Annotated in this window: 16 protein-coding genes; 6 read left to right on the forward strand and 10 right to left on the reverse strand. The window is 74.7% G+C overall.

Features of this window, described 5'->3' with window-relative positions:
• Positions 1 to 66: 66 nt before the first annotated feature.
• From ACFYOJ_RS07765 to ACFYOJ_RS07785, 5 genes are read right to left on the reverse strand one after another with little or no spacing between them, the layout of a single operon-like run.
• Positions 67 to 864, reverse strand: a complete 798-nt coding sequence (locus tag ACFYOJ_RS07765) for a type III pantothenate kinase (protein ID WP_356551270.1) — start codon at positions 862 to 864, stop codon at positions 67 to 69.
• Positions 865 to 868: 4 nt separating this feature from the next.
• Positions 869 to 1,849 (reverse strand): carboxylating nicotinate-nucleotide diphosphorylase, encoded by a 981-nt coding sequence (gene nadC / locus ACFYOJ_RS07770; protein ID WP_356551272.1) that lies wholly within the window; start codon positions 1,847 to 1,849, stop codon positions 869 to 871.
• Positions 1,850 to 1,854: 5 nt separating this feature from the next.
• Positions 1,855 to 3,588 carry an L-aspartate oxidase gene (locus ACFYOJ_RS07775; protein WP_356551274.1) on the reverse strand — a complete coding sequence of 578 codons (1,734 nt, stop codon included), beginning with the start codon at positions 3,586 to 3,588 and terminating at the stop codon, positions 1,855 to 1,857.
• Positions 3,585 to 4,577, reverse strand: coding sequence for a pantoate--beta-alanine ligase (panC, locus tag ACFYOJ_RS07780; RefSeq protein ID WP_356551276.1), 993 nt, complete (start codon positions 4,575 to 4,577; stop codon positions 3,585 to 3,587). Before panC ends, ACFYOJ_RS07775 begins: the two co-directional genes overlap by 4 nt.
• A complete protein-coding gene (locus tag ACFYOJ_RS07785) occupies positions 4,574 to 5,536 on the reverse strand; it encodes a DUF2520 domain-containing protein (protein ID WP_356551278.1) in 963 nt (320 codons plus the stop codon). The genes panC and ACFYOJ_RS07785 overlap by 4 nt, the downstream gene beginning before the upstream one ends.
• A gap of 196 nt (positions 5,537 to 5,732) precedes the next feature.
• Here ACFYOJ_RS07785 and ACFYOJ_RS07790 point away from each other — a divergent pair, with 196 nt between their 5' ends.
• Both ACFYOJ_RS07790 and ACFYOJ_RS07795 read left to right on the forward strand, forming a co-directional pair.
• Positions 5,733 to 6,968 (forward strand): beta-eliminating lyase-related protein, encoded by a 1,236-nt coding sequence (locus ACFYOJ_RS07790; protein WP_356551280.1) that lies wholly within the window; start codon positions 5,733 to 5,735, stop codon positions 6,966 to 6,968.
• A 401-nt stretch (positions 6,969 to 7,369) separates the two neighbouring features.
• Positions 7,370 to 8,476 (forward strand): DUF5937 family protein, encoded by a 1,107-nt coding sequence (locus ACFYOJ_RS07795; protein WP_356551282.1) that lies wholly within the window; start codon positions 7,370 to 7,372, stop codon positions 8,474 to 8,476.
• 60 nt (positions 8,477 to 8,536) lie between these two features.
• Here the strand turns inward: ACFYOJ_RS07795 and ACFYOJ_RS07800 are convergent, their stop codons facing one another.
• Positions 8,537 to 9,211, reverse strand: coding sequence for a response regulator transcription factor (locus ACFYOJ_RS07800; protein ID WP_356551283.1), 675 nt, complete (start codon positions 9,209 to 9,211; stop codon positions 8,537 to 8,539).
• Between the two features lie 84 nt (positions 9,212 to 9,295).
• Positions 9,296 to 10,498 carry a sensor histidine kinase gene (locus ACFYOJ_RS07805; RefSeq protein WP_356551285.1) on the reverse strand — a complete coding sequence of 401 codons (1,203 nt, stop codon included), beginning with the start codon at positions 10,496 to 10,498 and terminating at the stop codon, positions 9,296 to 9,298.
• Positions 10,499 to 10,688: 190 nt separating this feature from the next.
• Here ACFYOJ_RS07805 and ACFYOJ_RS07810 point away from each other — a divergent pair, with 190 nt between their 5' ends.
• Positions 10,689 to 11,750, forward strand: coding sequence for an SAM-dependent methyltransferase (locus tag ACFYOJ_RS07810; RefSeq protein WP_356551549.1), 1,062 nt, complete (start codon positions 10,689 to 10,691; stop codon positions 11,748 to 11,750).
• On the opposite strand, the gene ACFYOJ_RS07815 is transcribed toward ACFYOJ_RS07810, so the two are convergent.
• Positions 11,715 to 12,866, reverse strand: coding sequence for an NADH-quinone oxidoreductase subunit D (locus tag ACFYOJ_RS07815; RefSeq protein ID WP_356551286.1), 1,152 nt, complete (start codon positions 12,864 to 12,866; stop codon positions 11,715 to 11,717). The genes ACFYOJ_RS07810 and ACFYOJ_RS07815 overlap by 36 nt on opposite strands.
• 44 nt (positions 12,867 to 12,910) lie before the next feature.
• On the opposite strand from ACFYOJ_RS07815, the gene ACFYOJ_RS07820 reads away from it, so the two are divergent.
• Both ACFYOJ_RS07820 and ACFYOJ_RS07825 read left to right on the forward strand, forming a co-directional pair.
• Positions 12,911 to 13,474 (forward strand): PH domain-containing protein, encoded by a 564-nt coding sequence (locus tag ACFYOJ_RS07820; RefSeq protein WP_356551288.1) that lies wholly within the window; start codon positions 12,911 to 12,913, stop codon positions 13,472 to 13,474.
• Entirely contained in the window at positions 13,471 to 14,787 is a 1,317-nt protein-coding gene (locus ACFYOJ_RS07825) for a PH domain-containing protein (protein WP_356551290.1), read from the forward strand. The genes ACFYOJ_RS07820 and ACFYOJ_RS07825 overlap by 4 nt, the downstream gene beginning before the upstream one ends.
• A gap of 34 nt (positions 14,788 to 14,821) precedes the next feature.
• Here the strand turns inward: ACFYOJ_RS07825 and ACFYOJ_RS07830 are convergent, their stop codons facing one another.
• The gene (locus tag ACFYOJ_RS07830) at positions 14,822 to 16,006 is read right to left on the reverse strand and encodes a hypothetical protein (RefSeq protein ID WP_388596430.1); all 1,185 of its coding nucleotides are present in this window, start codon (positions 16,004 to 16,006) and stop codon (positions 14,822 to 14,824) included.
• Between the two features lie 253 nt (positions 16,007 to 16,259).
• Entirely contained in the window at positions 16,260 to 17,384 is a 1,125-nt protein-coding gene (locus ACFYOJ_RS07835) for an alpha/beta hydrolase-fold protein (RefSeq protein ID WP_356551293.1), read from the reverse strand.
• A 242-nt stretch (positions 17,385 to 17,626) separates the two neighbouring features.
• On the opposite strand from ACFYOJ_RS07835, the gene ACFYOJ_RS07840 reads away from it, so the two are divergent.
• Positions 17,627 to 19,459 (forward strand): phosphatidylglycerol lysyltransferase domain-containing protein, encoded by a 1,833-nt coding sequence (locus tag ACFYOJ_RS07840; RefSeq protein ID WP_356551294.1) that lies wholly within the window; start codon positions 17,627 to 17,629, stop codon positions 19,457 to 19,459.
• The last annotated feature ends 1 nt before the right edge of the window (position 19,460 follow it).

Here is a 19,460-nt window from a genome sequence, read left to right on the forward strand (position 1 = left end):
TGGAGGGGTGCCTCCCGCTCGTGGGGAGGCACCCCGGCAGCGCCGGGCCGTCGGGCCCGCCCATGCCTACATGCGGGACATGTTGCGTTCGTAGACCAGGCGCAGGCCCATCAGCGTCAGCCACGGCTCGTGCTCGTCGATGACCGAGGACTCGCCCAGGACCATCGGGGCCAGGCCGCCCGTCGCGATGACCGTCACGTCGTCCGGGTCGGACGCCAGCTCGCGGGCCATGCGCCGGACGACGCCGTCGACCTGGCCGGCGAAGCCGTAGACGATGCCGGACTGCATCGCCTCGACCGTGTTCTTGCCGATCACGCTGCGGGGGCGGGCCACCTCGATCTTGCGGAGCTGGGCGCCCTTGACGCCGAGCGCCTCGACCGAGATCTCGATGCCGGGGGCGATGACCCCGCCGATGTACTCCCCGCGCGCGCTCACCGCGTCGAAGGTCGTCGCCGTGCCGAAGTCCACGACGATCGCCGGGCCGCCGTAGAGCTCGACCGCGGCGACGGCGTTGATGATGCGGTCGGCGCCGACCTCCTTGGGGTGGTCGGTGAGGATGGGGACGCCGGTCTTGACGCCCGGTTCGACGAGGACCGCGGGGACGTCGCCGTAGTAGCGGCGGGTGACCTCGCGCAGTTCGTGCAGGACCGAGGGGACGGTCGCGCAGATGGCGATGCCGTCGATGCCGTCGCCCAGCTCGTCGCCGAGGAGGGGGTGCATGCCCATCAGGCCCTGCAGGAGGACCGCCAGTTCGTCGGCCGTGCGGCGCGGGTCGGTGGAGATGCGCCAGTGCTCGACGATGTCCTCGCCGTCGAAGAGGCCCAGGACGGTGTGCGTGTTGCCCACGTCGATCGTCAGCAGCATGGCTCTACTCCGCTTCCCGCAGGTCCAGGCCGATGTCCAGGATCGGGGAGCTGTGGGTGAGGGCTCCCACGGCCAGGTAGTCGACGCCGGTGTCGGCGTACGCCTTGGCGTTGTCCAGGGTGAGGCGGCCGGAGGCCTCCAGGGCGGCGCGGCCGTCGACGAGGGCCACCGCCTCCTCGCACTCGCCCGGGGTGAAGTTGTCCAGCAGGATCAGGTCGGCGCCGGCGTCCAGGACCTCGCGGAGCTGGTGGAGGGTGTCGACCTCGACCTCGACGGGGACGTCCGGGAACTGTTCGCGGACGGCCCGGAAGGCCTCCGCCACGCCGCCCGCGGCGACCACGTGGTTGTCCTTGACCAGGGCCGCGTCCGAGAGGGACATGCGGTGGTTGACGCCGCCGCCGCAGCGGACCGCGAACTTCTCCAGGGAGCGCAGGCCCGGGGTCGTCTTGCGGGTGTCGCGGACCCGGGCCCCGGTGCCCTCCAGGGCGTCCGCCCAGGCGCGGGTGGCGGTCGCGATGCCCGACAGGCGGCACAGGAGGTTGAGCGCGCTGCGTTCGGCGGTGAGGAGGTCGCGGGTGCGGGTGGTGACCGAGAGGAGCTTCTGGCCGGGTTCCACCCGGTCGCCGTCCGCGACGTGGCGCTCCACCTCGAACTCGTCGGTGGCGACGATCGACAGGACCGCCTCGGCGATCCTGAGGCCCGCCACGACGCCGGCCTCGCGGGCCGTGAAGTCGGCGGTGGCCACGGCGTCCTCGGGGATGGTCGCGACCGTCGTCACGTCCACGCCGTGGGCCAGGTCCTCCTGGAGGGCGACGTTCGCGATGTCCTCGACCTCCACGGGGTCAAGGCCGGAGTCGAGCAGGAGGGCGGCGAGCGCGGGATCGAGGCCGCACTCGAGGTACGTCTCCTCGTCGGTGTCCGCGCCGCAGCCGCAGCCGTCGCCGCAGCCTCCGCCGGAGGCGAGGGGAAGATCGGGGGTGTTCACTGGTGTCACTGCTCCTGGAGGCGGTGCGCCGGCTGGGGAACGGGAGTGGTCGGGGGGAATTCTGGCGTCTTCGTGGTGTGCACGGCGAGAGAGCGGTCCGGATTCAGGCGTACGACGATGTGGCGGCGCCACGCCGTGTCGTCGCGGTCGGCGTGGTCCTCGCGCCAGTGGCAGCCGCGGGTCTCCTCGCGCCGTGCCGCCGCGGCCACCAGGACGCGGGCCACGCACAGGAGGTTCGTCGCCTCCCAGGTGTCGACGCCCGGCTCGGCGGTCTTGCCGTGCTCGCGCAGGGCGTCGCGGGCCTCGCTGTGGAGGCGGTGCAGCCGGTCGGCCGCGCGGGCGAGGGAGTCGGCGGAGCGCAGGACGCCCGCGCCCTCGGTCATGATCCGCTGGAGGACGGGCCGGGCCTCGGGGGGCAGGAGGGGGTGCTCCGGGCGGGCCGTGTGCGGGAGCGGCGCCGGTACGCGCGCGCGGAGCGTGCCGTCCGCGTGGTGCGCCGCGATGTCGGCGGCGATGCGCTCGGCGTAGACCAGGCCTTCGAGCAGGGAGTTGGAGGCCAGGCGGTTGGCGCCGTGCACTCCCGTGCAGGCGACCTCGCCGCACGCGTACAGGCCGGGGACCGTGGTGCGGCCGTGGGAGTCGGTGCGGACGCCGCCGGAGGCGTAGTGGGCGGCCGGGGCGACCGGGACCGGCTCGGTGACCGGGTCGATGCCGTGGGCGCGGCAGGCGGCGAGGATCGTGGGGAAGCGCCGCTCCCACATCTCGGCGCCGAAGTGGCGGGCGTCCAGGTACATGTGCTCGGCGTTCTGCTGCCGCATGCGGCGCGTGATGCCCTTGGCGACGATGTCCCGGGGGGCGAGCTCGGCCAGTTCGTGCTGTCCCTGCATGAAGCGCACGCCGTCGGCGTCCACCAGGTGGGCGCCCTCGCCGCGTACCGCCTCGGAGACCAGGGGCTGCTGGCCCTCGGCGTCCGGGCCGAGGAAGAGGACGGTGGGGTGGAACTGGACGAACTCCAGGTCGCTCACCTCGGCGCCGGCGCGCAGGGCGAGCGCGACACCGTCGCCCGTGGAGACGGACGGGTTGGTCGTCGCGGAGAAGACCTGGCCCATGCCGCCGGTGGCGAGGACGACGGCGGGGGCGTGGACCGCTCCGACGCCGTCGTGCTGCCCCTCGCCCATGACGTGCAGGGTGACACCGGCGGTGCGGCCGTCGGCGTCCGTGAGGAGGTCGAGGACGAGGGCGTTCTCGACCGTGCGGATGCCCCGTGCCCGTACCGCCTCCACCAGGGCGCGGGAGATCTCCGCGCCCGTGGCGTCGCCGCCGGCGTGGGCGATGCGGCGCCGGTGGTGGCCGCCCTCGCGGGTGAGGGCGAGGCCGCCGTCGCCGGCCTCGTCGAAGTGCGCGCCGGTCGCGATGAGCCGGCGTACGGCGTCGGGGCCCTCGGTGACCAGGAGGCGGACGGCCTGCGGGTCGCACAGGCCCGCGCCGGCCACCAGGGTGTCGTCGAGGTGCTGCTCGGGGGTGTCGCCCTCGCCGAGGGCCGCGGCGATGCCGCCCTGGGCCCAGCGGGTGGAGCCGTCGTCGAGGCGGGCCTTGGTGACGACGACCGTGTCCAGGCCGGCGGCCTCGCAGCGCAGGGCGGCGGTGAGACCGGCGACGCCGGAGCCGACGACGACCACGTCTGCGGCGACGGACCAGCCGGGCGCGGGGGCGTGCAGGCGTATGCCCGTGCTGGTCACGAGGCGGCTCCGAAGGCGAGGGGGACGTTGTCGATCAGCCGGGTCGCGCCGACCCGGGCGGCGACGGCGAGGACGGCCTCGCCGGTGTGGTCGTCGCCGATCTCGGTGAAGTCGGACGGGTCGACCAGGGCGAGGTAGTCCAGTTCCAGCGGCGGGTCGAGGCGGGCGGCCTCGTCCAGGACCAGGCGGGCGGCGTCCCGGACGGCCGTGGCGGCGCCCGGCGCGGATGCGGCGACGGCGTGCGCGTCGGCGGCCGCGCGGGACTCGCCGAGGGCGTCGAGCGCCTCGGCACGCGCGCGCGTGGCGGGCACCTCGCGGGCCCGTGCGCGCAGCGCCTCCTGGGCGGCGTGCCGGTCGAGGCCGGCGAACAGGGCCCGGGAGAGCGCGAGGGCGGTGCGGCGCTCGGCGGGCGAGAGGTAGCGGTTGCGGCTGGAGAGGGCCAGGCCGTCGTCCTCGCGCACGGTGGGCACGCCGACGATCTCCACGCCGAAGTTCAGGTCGCGGACCATGCGGCGGATCAGGGCGAGCTGCTGGGCGTCCTTCTGGCCGTACAGGGCCAGGTCGGGGCGGGTGAGGTGGAGCAGCTTGGCGACGACGGTGAGCATGCCGTCGAAGTGGCCGGGGCGAGAGGCGCCCTCCAGGCGTTCGCCCATGGGGCCCGCGGTGACGCGGACCTGGGGCTCGCCGCCGGGGTAGACCTCGTCGACGGAGGGGGCGAAGACGGCGTCGGCGCCCGCCCGGCCGGCGAGCTCCAGGTCGGCGTCCAGGGTGCGCGGGTAGCGGTCGAGGTCCTCGCCGGCGCCGAACTGGAGCGGGTTGACGAAGACGGTGACGACCACCTCGCCGTCCGGGCCGACGGTCCGCCGTGCGGTGCGGATCAGGGTGGCGTGGCCCTCGTGCAGGGCGCCCATGGTCATCACGACGGCCCGGCGACCGTGGCGTGCGCGCGCGTGCAGTTCCTCCGCGGTGCGCAGCAGGGTGGGGGTCATCGGGCGTCTCCTTCGGTGCCTTCGGGGTCGGTGCCGTCGGTGCGGCCGGACGGGGCGGCCCCGTCGGCGAGCACTCCGAGCAGGTCCTCGGCGAGTTCGGGTTTGAGCAGTCCGCGGTCCAGGGCGCGGTCGGCCGTCGCGCGGGCCATCGCCAGGTAGCCGGCGACGGTCTGCGGGGCGTGGGCGCGCAGCTCCGCGATGTGCGCGGCGACCGTGCCCGCGTCCCCGCGGGCGACGGGGCCGGTCAGCGCCGCGTCGCCGGAGCGCAGGGCGTTGTCGAGGGCGGCGCCCAGCAGCGGGCCGAGCATGCGGTCGGGGGCCCCGACGCCGGCGGTGCGCAGCAGCTCCAGGGACTGGGCGACCAGGGTGACCAGGTGGTTGGCGCCGAGGGCGAGGGCCGCGTGGTACAGCGGGCGCCTGTCCTCGGCGATCCACTCCGGTTCGCCGCCCATCTCGATGACCAGGGCCTCGGCGGCCGTCCGGAGTTCCTCGGGCGCGGTGACGCCGAAGGAGCAGCCGGCCAGACGCTGGACGTCCACGGGGGTGCCGGTGAAGGTCATCGCCGGGTGCAGGGCGAGCGGCAGGGCGCCGGCGCGCAGGGCGGGGTCCAGGACCTTCGCGCCGTACCGGCCGGAGGTGTGCACGAGCAGCTGGCCCGGCCGTACCGCGCCGGTCTCGGCGAGGCCGGTCACCAGGCCGGGCAGCGCGTCGTCGGGGACGGTCAGCAGCACCAGTTCGGCGTGCCCGAGGACCTCCGCGGGTGTCATCAGCGGCACGTCGGGGAGCAGGGCCGCGGCACGCCGCCGGGAGGCGTCGGAGACCCCGGAGACGGCCACCGGGCGGTGCCCGGCGAGCTGGAGGGACGCGGCCAGCGCGGGCCCCACGCGTCCGGCGCCGACGACGCCTACGGTGAGCCGCGCGGGGCGGTCCCTGGGATCCGGCTGTGGGTTTGTGTTCACGCGACGGCGGCCTTCCCGTTCCAGTCCGCTCGGGGTACCGGACGATTTCTCGTCATGTTAACGCGATCGGTTCCGCGGACGTCCGGCCGTCCACAGGCTGTGGGTTTCCGCGGATCCGCGCGGCGGACCGGGCGCCCTCCCCCCGCGGCCTGGAACCCAGGTGCCCCGGGCCCCTCCCGCACGGCATGATCCCGGCATGACCGACACAGGGGAAACCGCGGGACGGGCGGACACGGCGGAGCGTCCGGAGGAGCGGGGGAAACATCCGCAGGAGCGGGAGGAACGTCCGCAGGAGCGGGAGGAGCGGTACCGGCGGACGCGCGAGCGGCGCGCGGCCGTGCACCGCGGCGCGAAGCGCCTGCTCGCCCGGCCGGGCTTCACCGACACCCTCCGGGAACGGCTCGCCCTGCTCGACGGCGCCGAGGAGCTCCACGACCTCGACGAGCCGTCGGACGTGTACGGCGACGGCGTCGTGACGGCGCTGGAGGAGCGTACGGCCGCCCTGCTCGGCCACGAGGCCGCCGTCTTCTTCCCGACCGGCACCATGGCCCAGCAGGTGGCGCTGCGCTGCTGGGCGGGCCGCACCGGCGACCCGGCCGTCGCCCTGCACGGGCTCGGTCACCCGGAGGTGCACGAGCGGAACGCCTTCAGCCGGGTCAGCGGTCTGCGCCCGGTGCGGCTGACGAGCGAGCCTCGGCAGCCGTCCGCCGACGAGGTGCGCGGCTTCGAGGAGCCCTTCGGCGCGCTGATGCTGGAGCTGCCGCTCAGGGACGCCGGGTATCTGCTGCCCACGTGGGAGGAGCTGACCGAGGTGGTCGGCGCGGCCCGGGAGCGCGACGCGGTGGTGCACTTCGACGGGGCCCGGCTGTGGGAGTCGACCGTGCATTTCGGCCGTCCCCTGGACGAGATCGCGGGCCTCGCGGACAGCGTGTACGTCTCCTACTACAAGTCCCTCAAGGGCTACGGCGGCGCAGCCCTGGCCGGGCCGCGCACGCTGGTGGAGGAGGCCAGGGCCTGGCGGCACCGGTACGGCGGCAACGTGTTCCAGCAGTTCCCCACCGTCCTGTCGGCGCTGGCCGGACTGGAACGCGAGCTGCCCCGGCTGCCGGAGTACGTGAGGCACGCGCGCGTGGTGGCCGCCGCGCTGCGCGAGGGCTTCGCGGCGGCCGGGCTGCCGTGGGCGCGGGTGCACCCCGAGGTGCCCCACACCCACGAGTTCCAGGTCTGGCTGCCGTACGACGCCGAGGCCGCCGGGGAGGCCGCGCTCCGGCAGGGCGAGGAGACGGGCACCGTGCTCTTCTCGCGGTCCTGGGACGAGGCCGGGCCGGGCATCGCCGTCACCGAGGTCGGGGTGGAGGCGGCCGGCCTGGAGTGGACGGCCGCCGACGTGCGGGCCGCGGTCGCGGACTTCGCCGCGCGGCTGCCCCGCTGACCGGCCGGCTCGCGGCTGCCCCGCTGACCGGCCGGCTCGCGGCTGCCCCGCTGACCGGCCGGCCCGCGGCTGCCCCGCTGCCCCCGGACCGCGGCCGGCCAGGACCCGCCGGAACCGGCGGCGGTCGCGCCACGCGCGCACGGCCTGCCGGTCGTGGGTGCCGGGTGCGGGCGGCACGGGCTCGCCGAGCCGCCGGGCGCGGTAGGTGTCGAGAAGGTACTGCTGCGTGATGCTCATGGCGGATCGCCTCTCAGGGCACGAAGGCTGACGGGTCGGTGTGCGGGCTCCGCGGCTGCCCCGGTGGTCCCAGACTGCTCCGGCCGCACCGGCGGCGTCGTGCCGATTGACGGCGGTGGTCAATCGACGGCGGTGTTGTCGGTGGCGGCGTGCACCATGAGGGCATGAGCGTGCGCATCGACATCGCAGGGCTGCGGCCGGAGAAGGTCGCCGTCGTGCCCTCGCCCCTGGCCGAGCTGTGCATGGCGCTGCACGCGCTGGCCGAGCCGGGGCACCACCCGGGGCTGCAGGGCTGGGTGACCGGGGTGTCCGCCCGGCTCGATCCGCACCTGGCCGACCGGATGTGCGAGGCCGACTTCCTGTGGCGGACGACGTTCTCGGACCTGTTCCTGCCGTTCGCCGGTATCCCCGGCCGCGGCACGCTGCCCGGCGCCACCCTCGCCGAGGACCTGGACCTGCTGGACAAGCTGTCGGACGAACAGTTCGTGGACGCGGCACTGGAGTTCACCTGCGCCATGGACTACAGCACCCGCGACTCCTCCGCGCTGTCGGACGCCGTGGTGCGCCGACGTGCCCTCGACCTGGCCGCCGCGCGCGGGCCGCGGCAACTGCGGTTCAGCGAGCGGCTGCTGGCCGACCCGCCCCGCATCCGGGCCTGGCTGCGCCAGTTCCTGCACGACTGCGACGAGGCGTTCTTCGCCGACGCCTGGTCCCGGCTGCGCCACCAACTGGCCGCCGACGCCCGCCACAAGACGGAGCTGCTGCGCCGCAGGGGCCTGGCGGAGGCGCTGGCCGCGGTGTCCCCGGCGGTGACGCTGGACGAGGCGGCCGGTGTGATCACGGTCGACAAACTGGGCGACGGCCGTACGGCCACCGGGGACGGCGGTCTGCTGCTCCTGCCCACCAGTTTCGGCTGGCCGCACCTGTCGGTCCTGCACCGGTACGGCTGGCAGCCCGTCCTGCACTACCCGGTCGGCGCCGCCGAGCCGGTCTCACCTCCCTCGGTCGAGCAGCTCACGCTGCGGATGACCGCGCTGTCCCACCCGGTCCGGATGCGGATCTGCCGCTTCCTGGCCCGCAGCGCCTACACCACGAGCGAGCTGGCGCAGGCGCAGGGCATGACGCCGCCGGAGATATCCCGGCACCTGGGGGTGCTGAAGAAGGCGGGCCTGATCACCACGCGCCGCCGCGGACGCTACGTCCTGCACCAGCTGGACGTGACGGTGGTGGCCCGGCTGGGCAGCGACTTCCTGGAGGGCATCCTCCGGTAGCCCGGCGCCGTGTCCGTGCCGGGGCGGGGCGGGGTCAGGCGTGTCCGCGCCGGGGCGAGGTCAGCCGTGGCCGCCGCCGGCGCGTACCAGGCCGGTCTCGTAGGCGAGGACCACGACCTGGACCCGGTCGCGCAGGCCGAGCTTGGTCAGGATGCGGCCGACGTGCGTCTTCACGGTCGCCTCGGACAGGACGAGGCGGGACGCGATCTCGCCGTTGGACAGGCCCTGCGCGACCAGCACCATCACCTCGCGCTCGCGGCCGGTCAGCCGCTGGAGCTCCGTGTGCCGGGGCTCCTGGCCGGTGGCCGGCAGCATCGGCGCGAAGCGGTCGAGGAGCCGGCGGGTGGTCGAGGGAGCGACCACCGCGTCACCGCTGTGCACGGAGCGGATCGCGGCGAGCAGCTCGCCGGGCGGCACGTCCTTGAGCATGAAGCCGGAGGCACCCGCCTTCAGCGCGGAGAAGGCGTACTCGTCGAGGTCGAAGGTGGTCAGGATCAGCACCTTCGGCGCGTCCGGGTCCGCGCAGATCCGGCTGGTGGCCTCGACGCCGTCCAGCTTGGGCATGCGGACGTCCATCAGGACGACGTCCACGGCGGTCGAGCGCAGCACCTGCAGGGCCTCGACCCCGTCGCCCGCCTCCGCGACGACCTCCATGTCCGGCTGGGCGGCGAGCACCATCCGGAAACCGGTGCGCAGCAGCACCTGGTCGTCGACGAGCATCACGCGGATCGTCATCGGGCCTCTTCTTCCGTTCTCCGCCGGGGACCCGGCGGGAGGTGACAGGGATGAACGCCGTACGGGCGCGGACGGGTCAGCGGGTCAGTGTGCGGGTTTCAGCGGCAGCAGCGCGCTGATGCGGAAGCCGCCGCCGGGCCGCGGGCCCGCGTCCAGGGTGCCACCGACCATGCCGATCCGTTCCCGCATGCCGATCAGGCCGTGGCCCTGGCCGTCGAGGCCGCCCTCCTCGTACAGCTCGTGCGGGGCGCCCTTGCCGTCGTCCTCGATGAGCAGGCCGAGCCCGTCGTCGAAGTAGACGAGGCGCACGCTGGCGCCCGCGTCGGGGCCGCCGTGCTTACGGGTGTTGGTGAGCGCCTCCTGCACGATGCGGTAGGCGGTCAGCTCCACGCCGCTGGGCAGCGGGCGCGCGGTTCCCTCGATCTTGAAGTCGACGGGCAGCCCGGCGGTGCGGCACTGCTCGACCAGCTCCCCGATCTGCTCGACGTCGGGCTGCGGCACGTACTCGCCGGTCTCCTGGTGCTCGCCGGTGCGCAGCACGCCTAGCAGGCGGCGCATCTCGGCGAGGGCCTGCCTGCCGGTGGTGGAGATGGTCTCCAGGGCCTTCTTCGCCTGGTCGGGCGCCGTGTCCAGGACGTAGGCGGCGCCGTCGGCCTGCACCACCATCACGGAGACGTTGTGCGCGACGACGTCGTGCAGTTCGCGTGCGATCCGGGCCCGTTCCGCGGCCACCGCGACCTTGGCCTGCGCCTCGCGCTCCTTCTCCAGCCGGGCGTTGCGCTCCTCGAGCTGCGCGAAGTAGGCGCGGCGGGTGCGGATGGAGTCGCCGAGCACCCAGGCGAGGGCGAAGGGCACCGTCTGGAAGACCGTTATGGCGATGTTGCTGCCCAGGCCCATGTCCTCCTTGGGCCAGCGCAGCTGCGCGAGAGGCGCGGCGCACAGGCCCATGACGAGCGCGAGCCGGGAGGACCAGCGGGCACCGGTCGCGGCCACCGTGTAGACGATCACCAGCAGGGCGAAGTCGGCGGACATCATGGGGACGTCCAGCGCCAGCTGGCCCACCCCGAGTGCGACGGCCAGCAGCAGCATCTTCTCCGGCATGCGCCGGCGCAGCGCGATCACCGCGGACAGCAGCACCATGAACGGGACGACCAGCACCGTGGCGTCCCTTCCGTGGGCCTCCTGCTGCGTGCTCACGGACATCGCGGAGATCCCCAGCAGGACAAGGGCCCAGAAACAGTCGACCCCGGTCGGGTGTCTGCGGAGGAAATCGTAGAGGCGCTGCACGTGACCCAGCGTAGGCAGGGGGGATAGGTGCAGGGGTCAACCGAAGGGCCGATCCGCGTCCGCCGCGCGTACTCCGCAAGGTGGAGGCCCCGCTCTCCTGTGCCCCTAGCCTGGGACTGTGACGACGAGGACGGCGGGGACGGCAGAGGCCGAGGGGACGGGCGACGACTGGCGGGGCTGGCGGGACGCGATGGCGGACGCCCTGTACGGGCCGACGGGCTTCTACCGCGGTCCCGAGGGGCCCGCCGGGCACTTCCGGACGTCGGTGCACGCGTCGCCGCTGTTCGCCGGCGCCGTGGCGCGGCTGCTGTGCCGGGTCGACGCGGCTCTGGGCCGGCCCGCGGCGCTCGGCTTCGTGGACATGGCCGCCGGGCGGGGCGAGCTGGTCACCGGGGTGCTGGCCGCGCTGCCCGCCGACGTGGCCGCCCGCACCCGCGCGTACGCCGTGGAGGTCGCCGGACGCCCCGAGGGGCTGGACCGGCGGATCGCGTGGCTGGACCGGCCGCCGCGCGGGATCACGGGGCTGCTGTTCGCCAACGAGTGGCTGGACAACGTCCCGGTGGACGTGGCCGAGGTGGACGCCGACGGCGTGGCGCGGCGGGTCCTGGTGCGGAGCGACGGGACGGAACGGCTCGGGGGGCCGGTGACCGGCGCGGACGCCGAGTGGCTGGCGCGGTGGTGGCCGCTGCCGGGCGAGGAGGGGTTGCGGGCCGAGATCGGGCACCCCCGGGACACCGCCTGGGCGGCCGCCGTCTCCGCGCTCGACCGGGGGCTCGCCGTGGCCGCCGACTACGCCCACACGCGAGGCGGCCGCCCGCCGTTCGGGACGCTCACCGGGTTCCGGGAGGGGCGGGAGACGACGCCGGTGCCGGACGGCTCCTGCGACATCACCGCGCACGTCGCGCTGGACGCGTGCGCGGCGGCGCCTCGTGGAGCGGGTGCTGCGGCGCCTCGTGGAGCGGGTGCTGCGGCGCCTCGTGGAGCGGGTGTCCCGGAGCGCACGCCCCGCGACGCGCTGCTGCGCCCCCAGCGGGACGTCCTGCGCGCCCTCGGCGTCACGGGCGCGCGCCCCCCGCTCGCGCTGGCCTCCACCGACCCGGCGGCGTACGTGCGTGCCCTCGCGGGCGCCTCGGAGGCCGCCGAGCTGACCGCGTCCGGCGGGCTCGGCGACTTCGTGTGGCTGCTCCAGCCGGTGGGCCCGGTCGACGCCGCCGCCCTACTTGTCGATGTCCCCGACGACGAAGAACAGTGACCCCAGGATCGCCACCATGTCCGCGACCAGCGTCCCGGGCAGCAGCTCGGCGAGCGCCTGGATGTTGTTGTACGAGGCCGAGCGCAGCTTCAGCCGGTACGGGGTCTTCTCGCCCTTGCTGACCAGGTAGTAGCCGTTGATGCCGAGCGGGTTCTCGGTCCAGGCGTACGTGTGGCCCTCGGGCGCCTTCAGCACCTTGGGGAGCCGCTGGTTGACCGGCCCCGGCTCCAGGCCGGCCAGCCGGTCCAGGCAGGCGTCGGCGAGGTCGAGGGCGTTGTGCGTCTGCTCCAGGAGGCACTCGAAGCGGGCGAGGCAGTCGCCCTCGGTGCGGGTGACGACCTTCAGGGTGTCCTGGAGTTCGCCGTAGGCGAGGTACGGCTCGTCGCGCCGGAGGTCGAAGTCGACGCCACAGGCGCGGGCGATCGGCCCGCTGACGCCGTAGGCGTGCACGGCCTCGGGGCTCAGGACGCCCACGCCCCGGGTCCGGCCCCGGAAGATCTCGTTGCCGAGCACCAGGTCGTCGAAGACGTCCATGCGGGAGCGCACGGCGGCGACGGCGGCGCGCGCGCGTGCGGCCCAGCCGGCCGGCAGGTCCTCCTTGAGGCCGCCGACGCGGTTGAACATGTAGTGCATGCGCCCGCCGGAGACCTCCTCCATGACGTTCTGGAGGATCTCCCGCTCCCGGAAGGCGTAGAAGACCGGGGTGATGCCGCCCAGCTCCAGCGGGTACGAGCCGAGGAACATCAGGTGGTTGAGCACCCGGTTCAGCTCGGCGAGCAGCGTCCGCGTCCACACCGCGCGCGGGGGGACCTCCATGCCGAGCATGCGCTCCACGGCGAGGACGACACCCAGTTCGTTGGAGAACGCGGACAGCCAGTCGTGCCGGTTGGCCAGCACGATGATCTGCCGGTAGTCACGCGCCTCGAACAGCTTCTCCGCGCCGCGGTGCATGTAGCCGATCACGGGCTCCGCGCTCGTGATGCGCTCGCCGTCCAGGACGAGCCGCAGCCGCAGCACGCCGTGCGTGGACGGGTGCTGGGGGCCGATGTTGAGCACCATGTCGGTGCTCTCCGCCGCGCCGCCGATACCGACCATGGTCTCCGTCGTAGGAGTCATGCGCACAGTCTCCCCCACGTGCCGCCCCTCCGTACGCTGGCCCCATGGAGACGGGGAGCCCTGACGACACGGGCACGACGGGGGCGGCGGAGACCGGGGCCGGCGGGACGGCCGGGGCCGGCGGAGCGGCCGGTGCGGTGGTGGACGCCCCGGTGTGGACCGGGCTGCCACCGGGACTGCTGCGGATGCGACGCCTGTTGCTGCTGGTGTGGACGGTGCTGCTCGCCCTGGCCGCCGGGCTCGTGCCCGGACTGCTGGCGGGGCCCGCCTGGGCCGCCTTCGCGCTGCTGCCGCTCGCCGTGCTGGCCTGGGGCTGGGTGATGCTGGAGCACAACTGGCGTTCCTGGCGGTACGCCGAGCGCGCCGACGACCTGCTGATCAGCCGGGGCGTGCTGTGGCGGGAGGAGACCGTGGTGCCGTACGGCCGGATGCAGCTGGTCGAGGTGACCTCCGGGCCGGTCGAGCGGTACTTCGGGCTGGCCGGCGTCCAGCTGCACACGGCCGCCGCCGCGACCGACGCGACCATCCCGGGCCTGGACCCGGCCGAGGCGGAACGGCTCCGCGACCGGCTCACCGAGCTGGGCGAGGCCCGGTCGGCGGGGCTGTGAGCACCGAGGACGCCGGCGCGGTGGTGACCGAGCGCCGGCTGCACCCCGTCACCCCGCTGCGGCGGGCCTGGGCGCCGGTCGCCGTGATAGCAGGGTGGGCGGTGCACGACCCCGACCAGGCGCAGCGCCAGCTGTCGCGGCTGACCACGACCACGCTGCTGGCCGGCCTCGCCGTGCTGATCCCCGCCGCCGCCCTGTACGGCTTCCTGAGCTGGTGGTACACGCACTACGCGGTGACGGAGTCCGAGCTGCGCATCCGCACCGGCCTGCTGTTCCGGCGCACCGCGCACATCCGGCTCGAACGGATCCAGGCCATCGACGTCACCCAGCCGCTGCTGGCCCGCGTCGTGGGGGTGGCCAAGCTGAAACTCGACGTCGTCGGGACGGACAAGAAGGACGAGCTGGCCTTCCTGGGCGCGGCCGAGGCGCGTGCGCTGCGGGCCGAGCTGCTCGCGCGGGCGGCGGGCTTCGCGCCCGAGACGGCCCACGAGGTCGGGGAGGCGCCCGCCCGGCAGCTGCTGCGCGTGCCGCCCGGCGTCCTCGCCGTCTCCCTGCTGCTGACCGGTGCGACCTGGGCCGCCCTCGTCGCCGCCGTCGTCGTGCCGACGCTGCTGTGGCTGGCCACCCACAGCCTGTGGACGGTCCTCGCGACCGCGCTGCCCCTGCTGGGCGCGGCGGGCGCGAGCAGCGCGGGCCGGTTCGTCGGGGAGTACGACTGGACGGTGGCCGAGTCGCCGGACGGGCTGCGCCTCGACCACGGACTGCTGGACCGGAGTCACGAGACGGTGCCGCCGGGCCGGGTGCAGACGGTACGGATCGTGGAGCCGCTGCTGTGGCGGCGGCGCGGCTGGGTCCGGGTCGAGCTGGACGTGGCCGGGTCGTCGAACTCCGTGCTGCTGCCGGTCGCCCCGCGCGAGATCGCCGAGTCCGTCGTGGCGCGGGTGCTGCCCGGGGTGAGCGTGCCGGCGCCGGCGGAGCTGTCGCGTCCGCCGCGGCGCGCCCGCTGGTGTCTGCCGGTGTGGTGGCGCGGCCACGGGCTGGCCGTCACCGGCGCGGTGTTCGCCGCCCGTCGCGGGCTGCTGCGGCGCAGCCTGGCGCTGGTGCCGCACGCCAAGGTGCAGAGCGTCCGTCTGACGCAGGGCCCGTGGCAGCGGGCCCGGGGGGTCGCCGACGTACGGGTGGACACGGGGGCGGACAGGACCGTGACCGCGCGGCTGCGGGACGCCGGGGAGGCGGCGGAGCTGCTGCGCGGCCAGGCGGAACGCTCCCGCACCGGGCGGCGGGACGCGCGCCCGGAGCGCTGGATGGCGTGACGCCCGGCCGCGGGCCCCGGCCGGCGGCCGCCGGTCAGGACGCGGCGCTGCGCAGTCCCTGCACGTCGATCTGCTCGGTCTCGTCGTGGGCGGTCAGGTCGATCACCTGACCCGCTCCCCGGGGCTCCTCGCCGGCCGGTCCGGACGCGGTCTCCGTCTCGGCCCTGTGCAGGGCGAGGGCCTCCTGGCCGACCACGTCGGCGAGGTCCTCGTCCTGGACGGCCTCCAGGGCGGCGGGCGTCGCCGTCGTCTCCTTGGTGTTCTTCGTGCCGAAGAAGTCGAAGCCGCCCTCGGTCACCGGGCGCGGCGCGGGAGCGGCCGGTACGACGGCCACGGCGGCCGGCACCGCGAGGTGCCCGGCGGACTGCTGAGCGGCCTGCTGGGCGGCCCGGCCGGGACGGTCGCCGGGCCGGTCGTCAGGCAGGCCGGACGCGGTGGTGTGTGCCGTTCCGTACCCGTCGGCCGTCCCCGGCCGGTCCTGGGTCCCGCCCTCGCGCACGGGCCCGGTCGCCGCGGCGGCCCCGCCGCCTTTGCCGCCGCCGTTCCCGTTGCCGCCGCCGTTCCCGTCGTCGTCGCCGTGGTCGCCGTCACCGGCCGCGCGGTGGTCCGTGCCGTCGGCCGCCCTGCCGCCGAGCCGGGCCAGCGCGGTGCTCGCCCGCAGGAACAGCAGGGACCCCTCCGGGGAGAAGACGGTGGAGGCCCGGGCCGCCCCGGCGTCCGGCGCGGCGGTCTCCTCAGCCGTCACCGGACGCCGGGCCGCGGGCAGTTCGGGGGTCGTCGGCGCGAAGGCCGCCGGCGCGGCCTCGATCTCCAGCAGCCGGCGGCCCTCCAGCGCGCTGGCGCGCTCGGTCTCCGCGGTGGCGTACCGGCGCAGCAGGGAGGCGTGCTCGTTGCGCAGCCCGGCGAGTTCCGCGCGCTTCTCGCGCAGCCGGTGCTCCAGCTTCCGGCGCAGCTCGCGCGACTCCTCCAGGTCGGACTCCAGTTCGGCGACACGCTCCTCGTGACGCCACTCGTCCCGCGCCCGCGCCCGCGTGAGGTCGGCGACGCGCTTGCCCGCCTGCGCGTCCCAGCGGCGCATGACGACCGCGCCGACGACCGTCGTCACCGCGGCGGCCGCCGCCAGCGCGCGGAGGATCACCGCCTCGCCGGACACCCAGGGGCCGGCGGCGCAGACGGCCGAAACGCCTGCGATCACCGAAGGAGGAAGCAGCCTGTGCAGGGGCGGGGAATGGCGGTGACGTCCACGTGGCATGGCCAGAAACTTACCGCGCGTAGGCGAATCTTGGTGCCCCGGCCCGTAAAAACACGGCCGCCCCCGAGGTGTTCGCACACCGCCGGGATTCCGCCTGTCCGTCGGTGGCCGAATTACTCAAGATCATTTTCGTGAATGGCCGCCCGCGGCAGCGCGGCAGCGGCCGACGGGCCACGGCGCCCGCCCGGCCACCGACCGCTGAATCCCCGTCGGGCGACGCTCAGCCGGCGCTCAACCGCCCGCTGAGCCATTCCAGGGTCGCGGGTATCTCACGCCGCCACGTATTGAAGTTGTGCCCGCCGCTTTCGAGGATGATCGAGGAGATCCGCGTCGGCCTCTTCTTCTTCACCCGCTCTATGAACTCCAGCGTGTCCCTGTAGTTCGTCTCACCGGTCCTGCTGCTGGTGACGAGCAGCGAAGTGGCCGGCGCCGGCATGTGATCGACGTACCAGCCCAGATCGGCCCGCTTCCGCAACTCCTCGTCGCCGTGGAAGAGATCACCCGTGGTCGGGTCGCTGGGGGCGTCGTAGTACGCGGACAGGCCGGCCCCGGCGGCGTAGGTCCCGGGGTGGTGCAGGGCGAGCTTCAGCGCGCAGTACCCCCCGGTCGAGTTGCCGACGACACCCAGGCTGCCGGGTCCTGTGCCCACCCGGTACCGGGCGCGCACGGCCTCGGGGAGATCCTTCGCGAAGAACGACTCCGTCTGCGGCCCGCCCGGCACGTCCACGCACTCCGTGTCCCGCGGCGGAGCCACCGTGGGCCGCAGCATCACCAGCACCATCGGCCGCATACGGCCCTCCCCGGCCAGGTCCAGCGCCGTGCGCGGGTACTTCAGCTTGCTCACCAGCGCCTCGGTGGTCCCCGGATACCCGGTCAGGACGACGGCCGCCGGGAACACGCGGGTGCGGTACCGCGGCTGGAAGTACTCCGGCGGCAGGTACACCTCGGCGGGCGTCGCGATGCGCGTCGTACGGCCGACGATCCTGACGCTCTGGATCTGCCCGCCCGCCTCCGGCCGGGATCCGCCCGCCTTCTTCACCCGCCGGACGTCCACCACCCGCAGCGGCCCGTCGGCGCTCCCCGCCGAGTGGTCCACCACCACGCCCTGCCCGGTCTCCTGCCCGAACAGGTCCGCCCAGCTCGCGTAGAACCCGAAGGACTGGTTGGCGACGAGACCGACCGCGGCGAAGACCGCCGCCTGAGTGGCGGCCAGCAGGCCGATCCTGCCCATGACGGCACGCCAGTTCCGCCCGGCCAGCCGCGGCCACAGCCACACCGTGGCGGCGAACAGCAGCACACCGGACAGCACCGCCAGCGCCAGCACCTTGTCGCTCGTCAGACCCACGCCTCGCCACCTGCCTGTACATGTCCCACGGGATGCCCGGCCCCCCGCCGGATCCGCGAGGGGCGTCCCGCAGCTCTCCCCCGGCCTCCGACGCGGCTCCGGGAAGGGAAGGAAAGAGAGTGAACCTCTCCCTCCGAGACACCGTCCTAGAGGGCGCAATGTCGCCGGATGCCCGAAACGGGCCCGGATCCACGGTCTCTCGCAGAACTACGGGTGCGATGTCTGTCAGGACAGATGAGGAAATGTCGGGTGCGGTTCCGGGAACGGAACGGAAAGCCGCCGCTCCGTCCGGCGTACACCGGATACTCCGGGGTCCGCGTCCGGAGGCCGTCCCCGTCCTCGTCGGCAGAGCCTGCACGCTGGTGGGCCTGCTGGACATCGCCGCGGGCGTCTTCCCGCGCTTCCGGCACAGCCGCATGCACGCCCTCGCCGAGGTGCTGCCCGGCTCCTTCGGCCCCTTCGCCGCCGCGCTCTCGCTCAGCGCCGGCGTCCTGCTCCTGCTCCTCGCCCACGGCCTCAAACGCCGCAAGCGCCGGGCCTGGCGGGCGGCCGTGGCCCTGCTGCCGTTCGGCGCCCTCGCGCAGTTCACGTACCGCCACTCCCTGATCGGCGTGCTGATCTCCCTCGCCCTGCTCGCGCCGCTGCTGCGTCACCGCGACCAGTTCGCGGCGCTGCCCGACCCGCGCAGCCGCTGGAAGGCCCTCGCCAACCTCGTCCTCATGGGCGCCGGCTCCCTCGCCCTCGGCCTGGTCGTCGTCAGCGCGCACCCGCACCGCATGATCGGCGACCCGAGCCTGGCCGACCGCCTCACCCACGTCCTGTACGGCCTGTTCGGCGTCGAGGGCCCGCTCGACTACCGGGGCAACACCTCCTGGACGGTGGCCTTCTCCCTCGGCGCCCTCGGCCTGCTCACCGCCGTCACCACCGTCTACCTGGCCTTCCGTCCCGAGCACCCCGCCGCACGGCTCACCGAGGAGGACGAGATCCGTCTGCGCGCCCTGCTGGCCCGGCACGGCGGCCGCGACTCCCTCGGCCACTTCGCGCTGCGCCGCGACAAGGCCGTCGTCTTCTCCCCCAGCGGCAAGGCCGCCGTCACCTACCGCGTCGTCTCCGGCGTGATGCTCGCCAGCGGCGACCCCATCGGCGACGTCGAGGCCTGGCCGGGCGCCATCGAACGCTTCATGGACGAGGCCCGCGCCCACTCCTGGACCCCCGCCGTCATGGGCTGCTCCGAGACCGGCGGCGAGGTGTGGACCCGCGAGACCGGGCTCGACGCCCTCGAACTGGGCGACGAGGCGGTGGTGGACGTCGCGGATTTCTCCCTGGCCGGCCGCGCGATGCGCAACGTGCGTCAGATGGTCAAGCGCATCGAGCGCGCCGGTTACGAGACCCGCGTACGACGCGTGGCTGACCTCGGCGAGACCGAGCTGGCCCGCGTCCGCCGCGCCGCCGACGACTGGCGCGGCACCGACACCGAGCGGGGCTTCTCGATGGCGCTGGGCCGCATCGGCGACCCCTCCGACGGGGACTGCCTGATCGCCACGGCCCACAAGCGGGAGGCCGAGCCCGGGGAGCACGGCGACCTCAAGGCGATCCTGCACTTCGTGCCGTGGGGCACCGACGGGGTCTCCCTGGACCTGATGCGGCGCGACCGCTCGGCCGACCCCGGCATGAACGAACTGCTGATCGTGGCCGCGCTCCAGGCCGCCCCGAAGCTGGGCGTCGCACGGGTCTCCCTGAACTTCGCCATGTTCCGGGCGGCGCTCGCACGCGGCGAGAAGATCGGCGCCGGACCGGTGCTGCGGGCCTGGCGCGGACTGCTGGTGTTCCTCTCCCGCTGGTTCCAGATCGAGTCGCTCTACAGGTTCAACGCCAAGTTCCGGCCCCGCTGGGAACCCCGCTTCGTGGTCTACCGCAGCCCCGCCGACCTGCCCCGCATCGGCTTCGCCGCCATGCAGGCCGAGGGCTTCGTCACACTCGCACCGCCGCGGCTCCTGCGCTTCCTGCGCCGCGGGACGGCCGCCCCCCGCCCGTGCGCACACCACGTGACGGAACGGGACGCGCGGGCGGCGTGAG

It is taken from the genome of Streptomyces sp. NPDC006384, from assembly GCF_042870695.1.
Lineage (GTDB): Bacteria > Actinomycetota > Actinomycetes > Streptomycetales > Streptomycetaceae > Streptomyces.